13 protein-coding genes are annotated in these 12,257 nt (G+C 50.2%); 4 read left to right on the plus strand and 9 right to left on the minus strand.

The genetic code is table 11. From position 1 onward, the window contains the following. Window positions 1-12 precede the first annotated feature (12 nt). Window positions 13-783, plus strand: coding sequence for a hypothetical protein (locus tag Q0882_RS12870; RefSeq protein ID WP_299182390.1), 771 nt, complete (start codon window positions 13-15; stop codon window positions 781-783). A gap of 19 nt (window positions 784-802) precedes the next feature. On the opposite strand, the gene Q0882_RS12875 is transcribed toward Q0882_RS12870, so the two are convergent. Continuing rightward, window positions 803-1,741, minus strand: a complete 939-nt coding sequence (locus Q0882_RS12875) for an NADP-dependent oxidoreductase (RefSeq protein ID WP_299182392.1) — start codon at window positions 1,739-1,741, stop codon at window positions 803-805. Window positions 1,742-1,928: 187 nt separating this feature from the next. On the opposite strand from Q0882_RS12875, the gene Q0882_RS12880 reads away from it, so the two are divergent. Together Q0882_RS12880 and cysZ are read left to right on the plus strand one after the other, a co-directional pair. Next, window positions 1,929-2,153: a hypothetical protein gene (locus tag Q0882_RS12880; protein ID WP_299182395.1), complete on the plus strand. Its 225-nt coding sequence runs from the start codon at window positions 1,929-1,931 to the stop codon at window positions 2,151-2,153. A 12-nt stretch (window positions 2,154-2,165) separates the two neighbouring features. Continuing rightward, entirely contained in the window at window positions 2,166-2,939 is a 774-nt protein-coding gene (gene cysZ, locus Q0882_RS12885; RefSeq protein WP_299182397.1) for a sulfate transporter CysZ, read from the plus strand. Window positions 2,940-2,952: 13 nt separating this feature from the next. Here the strand turns inward: cysZ and phoR are convergent, their stop codons facing one another. From phoR to Q0882_RS12905, 4 genes are all read right to left on the minus strand, one after another. Then, window positions 2,953-4,308 carry a phosphate regulon sensor histidine kinase PhoR gene (gene phoR, locus Q0882_RS12890; RefSeq protein WP_299182399.1) on the minus strand — a complete coding sequence of 452 codons (1,356 nt, stop codon included), beginning with the start codon at window positions 4,306-4,308 and terminating at the stop codon, window positions 2,953-2,955. A gap of 25 nt (window positions 4,309-4,333) precedes the next feature. Then, a complete protein-coding gene (phoB, locus tag Q0882_RS12895; protein WP_299182401.1) occupies window positions 4,334-5,029 on the minus strand; it encodes a phosphate regulon transcriptional regulator PhoB in 696 nt (231 codons plus the stop codon). A gap of 131 nt (window positions 5,030-5,160) precedes the next feature. After that, window positions 5,161-6,048: a 4-hydroxybenzoate octaprenyltransferase gene (ubiA, locus tag Q0882_RS12900; RefSeq protein ID WP_299182404.1), complete on the minus strand. Its 888-nt coding sequence runs from the start codon at window positions 6,046-6,048 to the stop codon at window positions 5,161-5,163. Between the two features lie 28 nt (window positions 6,049-6,076). Next, window positions 6,077-6,613, minus strand: a complete 537-nt coding sequence (locus Q0882_RS12905) for a chorismate lyase (RefSeq protein ID WP_299182407.1) — start codon at window positions 6,611-6,613, stop codon at window positions 6,077-6,079. A gap of 92 nt (window positions 6,614-6,705) precedes the next feature. Here Q0882_RS12905 and Q0882_RS12910 point away from each other — a divergent pair, with 92 nt between their 5' ends. After that, entirely contained in the window at window positions 6,706-7,305 is a 600-nt protein-coding gene (locus Q0882_RS12910; protein WP_299182410.1) for a DUF1415 domain-containing protein, read from the plus strand. Here the strand turns inward: Q0882_RS12910 and Q0882_RS12915 are convergent. The 4 genes from Q0882_RS12915 to pstA all read right to left on the minus strand — a co-directional run bounded on the left by Q0882_RS12915 (window position 7,272) and on the right by pstA (window position 12,256). Then, window positions 7,272-8,804: a diguanylate cyclase gene (locus Q0882_RS12915; RefSeq protein WP_299182412.1), complete on the minus strand. Its 1,533-nt coding sequence runs from the start codon at window positions 8,802-8,804 to the stop codon at window positions 7,272-7,274. The genes Q0882_RS12910 and Q0882_RS12915 overlap by 34 nt on opposite strands. Before the next feature lie 150 nt (window positions 8,805-8,954). Further along, window positions 8,955-9,680, minus strand: a complete 726-nt coding sequence (gene phoU / locus Q0882_RS12920) for a phosphate signaling complex protein PhoU (RefSeq protein ID WP_299182414.1) — start codon at window positions 9,678-9,680, stop codon at window positions 8,955-8,957. Between the two features lie 20 nt (window positions 9,681-9,700). Further along, window positions 9,701-10,534 (minus strand): phosphate ABC transporter ATP-binding protein PstB, encoded by an 834-nt coding sequence (pstB, locus tag Q0882_RS12925; RefSeq protein WP_299182416.1) that lies wholly within the window; start codon window positions 10,532-10,534, stop codon window positions 9,701-9,703. 33 nt (window positions 10,535-10,567) lie between these two features. Further along, entirely contained in the window at window positions 10,568-12,256 is a 1,689-nt protein-coding gene (gene pstA / locus Q0882_RS12930; protein ID WP_299182419.1) for a phosphate ABC transporter permease PstA, read from the minus strand. Window position 12,257 lies beyond the last annotated feature (1 nt).

A 12,257-nucleotide genomic window follows, 5' to 3' on the forward strand; every position in this document is an offset into this window, starting at 1 on the left:
AGGAGTGTTGCTATGAAAAGGTTAGGTTTTTTGGGTGTGATATTGATGTTGCTCTTTAGTGTGGCACATGCGGAGATTAAGTCGACGGAGCAGGCAATCAATATCACCTCCAACCAGGGTATGCTGACACAGCAGATGCTGAAAAATTATATTCTGGTGGGTCTGGGGGTGCGCGGACGCAAGGCAGATCAGGAGTTACAACAGGCGATTCGTGACTATGAGACAGCTCAGTCTGAGATTCTGGCGTATGCCAAAACGGATGCAGTCAGAGAGTCGCTAAATCGAGCGTCAGCTCAGTGGAAACAGGTGAAACCGCTCTACCTGAAACAACCTTCGAAAGCGCAGGCCAGTGACGTCAGGCAGCAAACGGAGCTTCTTTTACAACTGTGGAGCGCTGTCACAATGGAGATTGTAGAGAATACTGACACCCGTTTCGGTCGCTTGATCAGTACTGCTGGGTTTGTACGTATGCTTTCACAGAGAGTGAGTAGTCACTACGCCTTAAGGGCTTGGGGATACAATGATCAATATACCGAGGCTTTTATCAGTTCACTGCAGCTTTTTGAACAAAATCGCCGGGACCTCGAGACCAGTGACCTGAATAACACACAAATTAAAAGCGAGTTGGATAAAATACAGAGGGACTTTAAGCGGTTTAAGGGGCTCTCTAATTCCGATTCAAATAAGGCAATGTTGGCTTTGATCGCCCGATCAGCTGAGAAGATTACGAAAAGTATGGATAAAGTGACGGCGATGTATATGTATCAGGGGTTAAGCTTTTAACCCCTGAGTAGAAGAGGGCTTAGATAGTCAGAATCAGCTTGCCCTTGACCTTCCCGGTCTGGCTCTGGCTGAACGCTTCTGCTGTATTTTCCAGCGAGTAGGTGTCCGCAATGAGTAGCTGCAATTTTCGATCGGCATAGAGGCCTGCTAAGCGATCCAGCTGCTCACTACTTGGTTCAACTCGGATTGGTTCCACTGTCACTTTCATCTTCTTGCCTGCAGCGATTACCTCATCTTTTGTAACTGAAGGTAGTGTTACCAATGTGCCACCCGGTTTAACGCAGCGAAGTGCATCGATACCTACCGCTCCACCGACTGCATCGATAACCAGATCGACATTATTCACCTGATCGGTTAGATCCTCACAGTGATAATCGATCACCAGATCGGCGCCCAAGGATGACAACCAGGTGTGATTTTCCGGAGATGCAGTGGCGATAACCCGGGCACCCATCCATTTAGCCAGCTGAACTGCAAGATGGCCGACACCACCGGCACCCGCAAGAATAACCACCTGCTGTGAAGCCTTAAGGTCTCCTTTATCAAAAAGTGCCTGCCATGCCGTCAGTCCCGCCAGCCCGAGTCCAGCAGCAGCTTCTACGGGTAACCCCTCTGGACGCAGGCTGATCTGATCGGCGGGTGCTGCGACATATTCCGCATAGCATCCCGCTCGTTCAGGGAATCGAATGAAGCCAAACACCTCATCGCCGGGTTTGAACTCGGTGACATCTGGGGCAACGGCATCAATGATACCTGCAAACTCCCAGCCGGGGATAAAGGGCAGATCTCCGATAAATGGGGCCGCACCTCCTCCGCTACAGGTTTTCCAGTCGATTGGATTAACACCGGCTGCGTGGTTTTTAACAAGAACCTCTCCTGCGTTAAGTTCGGGTTTAGCCAGTTCGGTGTATGTTAACGCTTCGATGGAACCAAACTTGCTGATCTGTATCGCTTTCATTTACTACTCCAGCAGTTGCATGTTTGGGGGATATGATGGTCACCTTAATTTACGGTTATTTAATACATATCTAGCCCAAGGCAGTGCAGCCGACTACGTTGTTTTTTGATAGGCTTACTGTTTTTGTTGAGCACCAGTCAGCAATAAACTGGTTAACTCTTACTGGCAATAAGTAAAGGCGAATGTGATGTATCTGGCAATATTAGAGCAGTTTTTATTTTGGGGTGGTTTGCTGGTATTTCTGGTTTCACTGGCAATGTATGCTGGCAGAACCAAAGACTATAAATCGCTGGTGGAGTTTTGGAAGCCAACCATGGAGATGACACCACGCGAATTTAATGTCAACCGCATCGGTTTAATCATGATGGTCGTCGCGGTGGCGATCCGTATTATTAATTTTGTTATTAACTGAGTTTAGAGATCTATGAAAGGAAATCCCGTACGTGGGGCAGGTTATCTGTTGCGAGGGCTGCAGATGTTGCCAGAGAAGGAGATCCGCCCCTTTGTATTAGTCCCCCTGCTAACCAATATCGTTTTATTTGTTAGTGCAATCTGGTTGTTGTTCAGTAACTTCAGTGGCTGGGTTGATCAACTGATTAAGGCTTTTCTGCCCGATTGGGAGTGGTTGCAGTTTCTCCATTACGTGCTTTGGCCATTGATGGCGGTGCTGGTGATCATCTTTGTTTACTACAGCTTTTCAATCGTCGCGAATATCATCGCGGCCCCATTTAATGGCTTTCTGTCTGAGAAGGTAGAAAAACGCTTACGGGGTGATGTCCTGACCGATGAGGGGTGGCAGGCCGTTATTGCGTTGATACCCAGAACGATCGCCCGAGAGCTTTCCAAGCTGGCTTACTATCTGCCCCGGGTGCTGTTTCTGCTGGTGCTGTCCTTCGTTCCGGTAATCAATATTATTGCTCCCTTTCTCTGGTTGCTGTTTGGTGCCTGGATGATGGCGATTCAGTACTGTGATTACCCGATGGATAACAACAAGGTTAGCTTCAAGAAGATGAAGCTGATGCTGAAAGGGGATAGGTTAACCTCAATTGGTTTTGGTGGGCTGGTTCAACTTGGAATGATGGTGCCGATTTTAAATCTGATCCTCATGCCAGCAGCCGTTGTCGGTGCGACAATCTATTGGGTGGAAGCCCATGCTACGGTTGAAAAGGATCTTGATCAGAAATACCTGGAATCCTGACAGGCAGCCTCGTTTAAGGGGCTGGCCGCTGGTCAGCGCCTTCATTCTTGGGCAGGGAAGCTTCCAGGTCCTCCACATTCACCTGGGTTACCATCTCTCGTGGGAAGTGACACGCAAAGGTACTGCCCTTTCCAACCTTACTTTTGATGGTCAGCTGGCCACCGTGACGGGCTAAAACGTGCTTAACAATCGCTAGTCCTAAACCGGTACCACCATTGGCTGAAGAGCGGCTTTCATCAACCCGGTAGAATCGTTCAGTGAGGCGTGGCAGGTGAATAGATTCTATTCCGGGGCCATTATCTTTAACTGAGAAGTGTCCCCCCTGTTCATCAACCCACCAGTGAATGCGGATCTTCCCGTCGGCTGGGGTGTAGCGGACAGCGTTGTATACCAGGTTGGAGAAGGCACTATGCAGCTCTATCTCCTGGCCCGTCAGATCATGCTGCTCATCCATCTCCAGTTTTAAGCTATGGCCCTTCTCCAGGGAAAGCTGTTGTGCCCCTTCGAGAATATGCTGGAGAACCGTATGGATTTTTATTGGGTGCTCGTCAGAGATCTGATGACTGGCTTCAAGGCGAGACAACAGAAGCAGGTCGGAGACCAGGTTTTCCATTCTGCGTGCTTGCTGCTGCATTGAGATCAGGCCACGAATAAGAGGCCGGGGTAGTTCCTGATCGAGAAAGGTCTCCAGGTAGCCACGAATGACTGTCAGTGGAGTCCTAAGCTCATGAGAAGCGTTTGCTACGAAATCCTGACGTGTCTGTTCAAGGCGCATCAGGCGCGATACGTCTCGTGCCACCAGCAATCGGTCACCATCACCAAAACGGGTGATCTGATATTGAATCTGAAGCTCATTATGTGCCGGGGAGGGCAGCGTGATGGGATCGGTATATTTACCCCGTTTGTAATAACGGATAAAGCGGGGATCTCGTAGTAAGTTCATCACGGGTCTGCCACGATCCGACTGGTCGCTTAATCCAAGAAGGCGATCAGCCGCTTCGTTCCACCATTCGAGATTGTTGTGTTGGTCAATAATGATAATGGCATCTTGCAGAGCGGAAGTAGAATCCTGAAAGCGGGAGATCACATTACGCAGAAGCGCTTCACGGGTTTGCTGACGGCGCTGCATACGTGAGAGTTCATCAAACAGCTCTCCCCAATGGCCCGCTGTTTCTGGTGGTTCATGCTGACCCTCTCTTAGGGTGAACCAATCCATGAGCCGGTTAAACTGCCGTGCCTGATAGAGGGCCCAACCAAAGGTGCCGACCCCAAATGCCCATCCGGGAATACCGATGACAACACCGACAGCAAGAGAGATCCCACTCACCAGCAAGAGGCTGGAGATAATAGAGTGGCGATTCTGTTGCATATTAGATCCCTTAATGTCTGATGATTCAGGCTACATTGGCTGAAAAACGGTATCCGGTTCCGCGTACTGTTTGTACCAGATAGTCATGCCGTTCGCCAAGGGCTTTACGCAGTCGACGGATATGAACATCCACGGTACGCTCCTCTACGTAGACATTACCGCCCCAGACCATATCCAGTAGCTGACTGCGGGAGTAGGCGCGATCCTGATGCGTCATGAAAAACTGGAGCAGACGAAATTCCGTTGGACCGAGTTCGATCGGATTTTGGTCGGACATCACCCGATGTGAGATAGGGTCCAGAGTTAACCCATCAACAGTGACCGGTTCTTCCACTCCTTTGGGAGTGGTACGGCGTAATACAGTTTTCAGGCGAGCAACCAGTTCACGGGGGGAGAAAGGCTTGGTGATGTAGTCATCAACACCCGCCTCCAGGCCTTTGATCTTGTTATCTTCATCCCCTTTTGCGGTCAGCATGATGATCGGGATATCTGCGGTGGTCTCATCTTTACGCAAGCGCCGGGCAAATTCGATACCACTGGTTCCAGGCATCATCCAGTCCAGCAGGACCATGTCTGGTTTCTCATCCACGATCAGGCCATGGGCTAAATTTGCATTTTCAGCCTCGAAGCATTCATATCCCGCCATCTCAAGCGCTACGGCAATCATTTCGCGAATAGGCGCCTCATCATCAACGATCAGTACTCGTTTTGAAGCAGACATCGTCATTGTCCTTTCTGTATATGCAGATTTATTGTCGCGGATATTAAAAGACAATAGTGTTACACAAATATGACAGGATGACGGAATCTGCAAGTAAAACTAGATCGTGCTCATCTAAAAGTCTCTGCAGTTCAGATAGAGGCGTAGTGCAGTGCCAGACCGATAAAGATAGACAGCCCCGCATAATGGTTATTCAGGAATGCTTTGAAGCAAGGGTCGCGCTGGCGCTTACGGATCAGCCATTGCTGATAGCAGAAGAGGGCAGCCGCCCCGGTGAGTCCGAGATAGTAGAAAATACCCAGTCCGACCTGATTGCCGAGCAGGATCAGGGTTAGCAGTGTCGAGAGTTGCAGGATCGCTACAATCAGCTTATCGGCATCCCCAAAAAGAATTGCCGAGGATTTAACTCCGATACGCAGATCATCATCTCTGTCGACCATGGCGTACATGGTGTCATAGGCAACGGTCCAGAGCAGTGTTGCGATATAGATTAACCATGCATAGGCCGGGACTGTTTCAGTCACGGCGGTAAAGGCCATTGGAACAGACCAGGCAAAGGCTGCCCCCAATACCACTTGCGGCAGATGGGTATATCGCTTCATGAAGGGGTAGCAGGCCGCTAAAAACAGACCGCCGGTCGAGAGCATGATCGTCGTCAGATTGGTAAATAAAACCAGAATAAAGGCGAGTGCCATCAGAGCGGAGAAGAGGAGTAATGCCTCTTTTTCGGTGACCAGACCAGCGGGGAGGGGGCGCATCGCAGTTCGTTTGACGTGGCCATCGATCTTACGGTCTGCATAATCATTGATCACACAACCGGCTGAACGGGTAAGAAAAACGCCCAGTGTGAAGATCACCAGAATCCCCATTGAAGGGAGACCCTCAGCGGCAACCCAGAGTGCCCAGAAGGTCGGCCACAAAAGTAGATAGGTGCCGATCGGTTTCTCTACTCGCATCAATCTCCCAAAGGCATGAAGCTTGTCCGAAGTTGAGAGAGTTTGGCTCTGTGATTCTGGCATTATGGGTTAACTCAATAGATAGGTGAGTCTATTTTACCTGCAGGAGCTCTGGCAGGAAAACCTCGGATACCAGCAATGGTTGTCCGGCTAAGTAAAAAATTGAACGGCGGGCCCATACTCTTCGCTGATCTAGTAGTTTCAGGCTACTGATCTGTAATGGCCCCCGACGCATGGTTGGATCTGTAAATAACAGGGTGCCCAGTGAGCGGTTGCCAAGCATTTTCAGCTGACGGCGATTTCCGGTTAAAGTTTGAGCCGGAATGATCGAACGGGCATAGACCCAGGGCTGATCATTGCCGATCAGTTGTACCTCACGGATCAGTGCAAATTGGCGATGATCCATATTCAGGGCTTTGGCTTCAGAGCGGGTTGGGCGCATCCAGCCCTGCCTGACGACCTCAACCCTGAAGTTGTTATGACTAAGCAGCTTCAAGCGTTGAGTCAAAGAACCTTTATCAGTTAACCATGAGCGCCACTCGGAGGGCGCCACTTGTTGATAGGGGCGTCGGAGGGATCGCCAGCGGGTATCAAAACTTTGTCGTGTTAAGGCTGCTTTTACGGGCACTGCTGTTGATCCTGATAAAGTGAGGGCTCATTTTATCAGAAAGCCGATTCAGCAGCATATGCATGATATCAAGGCTGGGTTACTATGCAGCAATGACAAAACAGATTTTTGCTTTTCCCGCGGAACAGGCTTCCGAACTGATGCAACAGTGGGTTGAAACCATGGTTGTCGGATTAAACCTGTGCCCTTTTGCGGCTCCCGAAGTGCGCAATAATACTATTCGATATGCCGTTTCAGCGGCTGAGCGGTTAGAGACAGCTGCCGAAGACTTTCTGGGAGAGCTTTCCAATATCCAGGCTAAGGAGGAGGGTGAACTATCCACCACGTTGGTTAGCTTTACCCATTGTGTAGCTGATTTTGACGCGTTTCTTGATCTGCTGGACCTGTGTCAGGATCTCCTTGAGCAAGCGGGTTTGGAAGGTGTTTTTCAACTGGCCAGCTTCCACCCCAATTACTGCTTCTCTGGGGTGCCAGAGGGGGATATCAGTAACTGGACCAATCGTGCGCCGTTTCCCACAATCCATATTATCCGTGAGGGGCAGATGAGCCGTGTATTAGTCCACTATAAAAACCCGGATGAGATTCCTGAACGAAATATGGCGTTGATGGAGACGTTGGGAAAAGAGGGCCTGATTAAACGCTTTCCCCCATTGGCGGCTTACTGGGAGTCGTCCTCAGCCGGCGATGATTGAATACAGGTACGGTTTCTGCCGTTCTGCTTTGCCTGATAGAGCAATTGGTCTGCTTGCTCTATCAGTTCGTTAGGAGAGCCCCCCTTTGCCGGCGTTATACTGGCGACCCCCAGGCTGATGGTGACAATGCCATCAGATTTTGAACGGTAGTGCTCAATTTGTAGGGCTTCAACGGCCATGCGTAGTTTCTCCGCCAGAATGGATGCGCCATGCAGGTCTGTTTCCGGCAGGATCACGGCAAACTCCTCTCCCCCGTACCGACAGACCATATCCTGAGCTCGTTTAACGCAGGATTTGATCGTCTGGGCGACGGTACGCAAACAACCATCTCCGGCCAGATGACCGTAAAAGTCGTTAAACTCTTTAAAACTGTCGATATCCATCATGATTAAGTTCAGACGACGTTTGGAGCGCAGCGCCCGGCGCCACTCTGTTTCAATGCTTCGATCAAATTCACTGCGGTTATTAACCTGCGTCAGACCATCGATACGTGCGGAGCGTGCTAGCAGATCCTGCGTTTGCTTGAGCTTCATCAATATCTGGATACGTGACTGCAGAATGGCAGGATTACGGCTTAAAACCAGGAAATCGGCCGCGCCTGCATTGTATGCATCCAGCTCTATCTGATCATCGCTCTCCTGACTGATCATCGCCACGGGAGGGGGAAGCTCCTCCTGATTGGCGGTGGTTTCATGACACAGAGAGAGCATATCGCCCCACTGTTGCTCCGTGCTTAGGAGTAGCAGATCCGGAGGATCTTCAACCAGAAGGTTTTTTAGCTCAGGGAGGTTGGGGGGTAGAAGGATATTGAAATCTTTGCGCAGTATGGCGACCACAGGCCATATTTTTTCAATACTGTGATCACAAAAAATTGCGATCGTCTGCGGTGAGAGTGCCTGGCTGAACTCTGTCGGCTGTACCTGCGAGTGTACCTCTTCGCCCTGAAAAAATGCGGTCAGGTCTTCCGTACTGGACAGTCCGATAAGCGACCTTCCGTCAGTACTCGTGATAACAGGTGTACTGCCGTTGAATCCCCCCTCTTGCCACTCTTTTTGCCACTGGACCAGCAGGGCTTCCTCACTCTCATCAATATCCAGCTCAGGAGATAGACCGGCTTGGGTCAGACAATCAAAAATAACCGACACATCAGCAATATCTTTACTGTCGATCCAAAGTGCTCGATATAAAAGAGTTGTCAGATGCTCGGCTTTGGATCTGTCCTGTTGGCGGGCTTCAATCACGCAGAGGGTAGCGAAGCGGCTGTCGCTGCGGATCTTGGGTAGAGATATCTCAACAGCGGGAGCACGACTCCTTACGATAAATACTTCGCTGGCGAGTTCGGCCTGAAGCTCAGAGGTTTTGTTATAAAGGGCGGTATCAGGTGCATGCTCGATCAGGCGCCAGTCGACCTTATCCAGAAGATCATAGCGGAGTAACTGCTCATGAAGGGCGTAACAGAAGGGGCAGTTCAGATCTGCATAGACAATGTACTGATACATAACGACTCCACAATACGGTGGTACTGTCCTATTAGTATCGACCATTTTTCGTGGAACTTGGAAATTATTAGCTTATCAAGGTGGGCTTTTCGGAGCAGAAGGCAACAAAAAAGCAGCCATTGGCTGCTTTTTATTACATCTGCTGAACCATTATTCGCCGTCAAGAACCGCTTTTTTAATCTGCTTCAAACTGCCATGACGGACATCTGTGCCGCTCACCAGGTAGATTAGGTGGGTAGCCATGGCGCGTGCATGATCGCCTATACGTTCCAGGCTTCGTAAGACCCAGATCACATTCATGACGCTGGAGATTGAGCGTGGATCTTCCATCATGAAGGTGGCAAGGGAGCGCATCGCTGAACGGTATTCCTGATCCACGGACTTATCCATTTTCGCCACTTCATACGCAAGCTCGGTATCATTACGGGCAAACGCAGTCAGCACATCTTTCACCATTGTACGTACCAGGTTCCCTATATGACGGACCTCCTGATAGCCTCGAGGAGACTGACCCTCTTCAACCAGTTCAATAGCGTGGCGGCAGATTCGGCTGGCCTCATCACCCATACGTTCCAGGTTTGTGGTCGCTTTAGAGACTGCAATAATCAGACGCAGATCGCTTGCAGCCGGTTGGCGGCGAGCAATGATTTTAGTGCACTGTTCATCGATCATCACCTCCATCTCATTGGTCTGCTTATCGACCTGACGGGACTGCTCGGCCAGCTCAGAATCACCGTTTAACAACGCATCGATGCAATCGTGGACCTGACGTTCCACGATCCCACCCATAGTCAGAAGTTGAGTGCGGATCTGCTCAAGCTCTTCATTAAACTGAGCGGAGATATGTGTGGAATAGTTTTCTGTATTAATTTCCATGTGACTCGCCCTTTATCCTGTTAACCGTAACGGCCGGTGATGTAGTCTTCAGTCTGTTTTTTCTCAGGGTTGGTGAACAGCGTATCTGTGACACCAAACTCAATCAGATCTCCCATATACATGAAGGCGGTGTAGTCAGATACACGTGCTGCCTGTTGCATGTTGTGGGTTACGATTACGATTGTGAAGTCATTTTTAAGCTCATGGATCAGCTCTTCAATCTTCAGTGTTGAGATCGGATCCAGCGCAGAAGCGGGTTCATCCAACAGCAGGACTTCAGGTTTTACCGCGATGGTACGGGCGATCACCAGACGTTGCTGCTGACCACCGGACATACCCAGTGCGCTTTCATGTAGTCGGTCTTTAACTTCATCCCAGAGAGCAGCTGATTTCAATGCCCACTCAACGGTTTCGTCAATGACGCGTTTTTTGGTTACACCCTGAATTCGCAGGCCGTAAGCGACATTTTCATAGATCGATTTCGGGAACGGGTTCGGCTTCTGAAATACCATACCTACGCGGCGACGCAGTTCAGCAATATCAACACTGCGTTCGTAGATATTGTTTTCATCCAGAAGTATTTCACCGGTGATACTGCAGTCGTCAACCAGATCGTTCATACGGTTGAAGCAGCGTAACAGCGTGGATTTACCACAACCGGATGGCCCGATAAACGCGGTAACGCGATTCTTTGGAATGCGCATATTGATGCCATGCAGCGCTTCATTATCGCCGTAGCTGAGTTTCAGATCATTGACCTTAAGGGCCAGTGTTTCGTCCTCAAGATTAAGGATACGGCTATCGCGTTGCATAGAGGAGATATCAATTGCGTGTGTTTTTGCTTCGCTAGTCATTGTAGCAACCTTTTAATAAATTCAGTCCGTCAGTTACATTTCAAGCGCTTTGTATTTTTCACGCAGGTGGTTTCGAATCTGGATCGCTGAAAGGTTCAGCGCTGCGATTACCGCCACCAGCAGAAGCGCTGTTGCGTATACCAGCGGACGAGCCGCCTCAACATTCGGGCTTTGGAAACCCACATCATAGATATGGAAGCCCAGGTGCATAAATTTCTGGTCCAGATGCAGGAATGGGTAGTTCCCATCCAGTGGCAAACTTGGCGCAAGTTTCACCACACCCACCAGCATCAGGGGAGCTACCTCACCGGCAGCCCGCGCGATCGCCAGGATAACACCGGTCATAATCGCCGGGCTTGCCATCGGAATGACGATCTTGATCAGTGTTTCAAACTTGGTTGCACCCAGTGCCAGAGAGCCTTCACGGATCGCTCGGGGGATACGGGTCAGCCCCTCCTCAGTTGCCACAATAACAACCGGTACAGTGAGCAGTGCCAGGGTAATGGATGCCCACATTAGACCTGGGGTACCAAAGGTTGGAGCGGGCTTCGCTTCCGGGAAGAACAGGTCATCAACATGTCCACCGAGGAAATAAACAAAGAAGCCGAGACCGAAGACACCGTAAACAATGGAGGGCACGCCCGCCAGATTGTTTACTGCGATACGGATCACTCGCGTGATGAAACCCTGTTTAGCATACTCCCGCAGATAAACCGCTGCGACCACGCCGAATGGAGTGACCAGTACCGACATGATGATCACCATCAGTACCGTGCCGTAGATCGCTGGGAAGATACCCCCTTCAGTGTTAGCTTCGCGGGGATCGTCGCTCAGGAACTCCCAGATTTTCGCGAAGTAATGGCCGATTTTTCCGCCAATGCCCATCTCATTAGGTAGAAATGCACGTACGACAGAGGCCACTTTAAACTCAACGATCTTGCCGCTGGAGATCTCAGCAGTGATGCTGTCACGGTTGAAAGCAGTATAAAGATCCAGCAGCGTACCCTGCAGACTTTCATACTCCGCATTCAGTTCTGCACGACGGTCATCAATTGCCTGATAACGAGCGCTGTCGGTTACCTCTTTTAACTGTAGTGAGCGTTCTTTAAGACGCAGGCGTTCCAGTTCGTAATTGATTGAGCCGATCTGGCCTTTCTCAATATCTTTGATCTGATCATGAATGTTCAGAGCACGCTCGATACGCTGCTGAAACTGATTCCACAGTGCTTCATACTCAGCGGATCTATCGTAACCCTGATGCGCAGCAACCTCTTTGCCATCCTCTTTGATACTGCGAAGGTAGCCATAGAAATTACCCCATTCACGGCGCTCCGCCGCAAACAGCATGTCAGGTTTCGAGCTGTCCTGCATAAAGGCATCCAGCACCCAGATAAAGTCAGTACCACCGTGATCGCGGTTACCGACTTTCATCAGAGTACGCTGCATCGTTTCAACGCCTTCGGTGACCTTGATGCCGCTATCGGAGAGCTGTTCAACAGGAACGTCCTGGGTCTGGACTCGCTCGCCGATCAGGCGGGTGGAGTGACCGTTATCAACATAGGTTGTCTGGACGATATCCGCAGGCCAGAAATGGCCCAGACCGCGCACTGCGATAAGGCTTAGCAGGCCGACGACCATGATAAGGCAGATCGCAACGGCACCGGCATTTAACCATACCCAGGGTGCGCCGGATTTTGTCCATTCAGAAAAAGACTGTCGCATT

Source organism: uncultured Neptuniibacter sp. (genome assembly GCF_947498015.1).
Taxonomy (GTDB): domain Bacteria; phylum Pseudomonadota; class Gammaproteobacteria; order Pseudomonadales; family Balneatricaceae; genus Neptuniibacter.

Excerpts from the sequence above, each read along its gene's own strand:
- Q0882_RS12870 (WP_299182390.1), top strand. The coding sequence starts at position 13 with ATGAAAAGGTTAGGTTTTTTGGGTGTGATATTGATGTTGCTCTTTAGT.
- Q0882_RS12875 (WP_299182392.1), bottom strand. The coding sequence starts at position 1,741 with ATGAAAGCGATACAGATCAGCAAGTTTGGTTCCATCGAAGCGTTAACA.
- Q0882_RS12880 (WP_299182395.1), top strand. The coding sequence starts at position 1,929 with ATGTATCTGGCAATATTAGAGCAGTTTTTATTTTGGGGTGGTTTGCTG.
- cysZ (WP_299182397.1), top strand. The coding sequence starts at position 2,166 with ATGAAAGGAAATCCCGTACGTGGGGCAGGTTATCTGTTGCGAGGGCTG.
- phoR (WP_299182399.1), bottom strand. The coding sequence starts at position 4,308 with ATGCAACAGAATCGCCACTCTATTATCTCCAGCCTCTTGCTGGTGAGT.
- phoB (WP_299182401.1), bottom strand. The coding sequence starts at position 5,029 with ATGTCTGCTTCAAAACGAGTACTGATCGTTGATGATGAGGCGCCTATT.
- ubiA (WP_299182404.1), bottom strand. The coding sequence starts at position 6,048 with ATGCCAGAATCACAGAGCCAAACTCTCTCAACTTCGGACAAGCTTCAT.
- Q0882_RS12910 (WP_299182410.1), top strand. The coding sequence starts at position 6,706 with ATGACAAAACAGATTTTTGCTTTTCCCGCGGAACAGGCTTCCGAACTG.
- Q0882_RS12915 (WP_299182412.1), bottom strand. The coding sequence starts at position 8,804 with ATGTATCAGTACATTGTCTATGCAGATCTGAACTGCCCCTTCTGTTAC.
- phoU (WP_299182414.1), bottom strand. The coding sequence starts at position 9,680 with ATGGAAATTAATACAGAAAACTATTCCACACATATCTCCGCTCAGTTT.
- pstB (WP_299182416.1), bottom strand. The coding sequence starts at position 10,534 with ATGACTAGCGAAGCAAAAACACACGCAATTGATATCTCCTCTATGCAA.
- pstA (WP_299182419.1), bottom strand. The coding sequence starts at position 12,256 with ATGCGACAGTCTTTTTCTGAATGGACAAAATCCGGCGCACCCTGGGTA.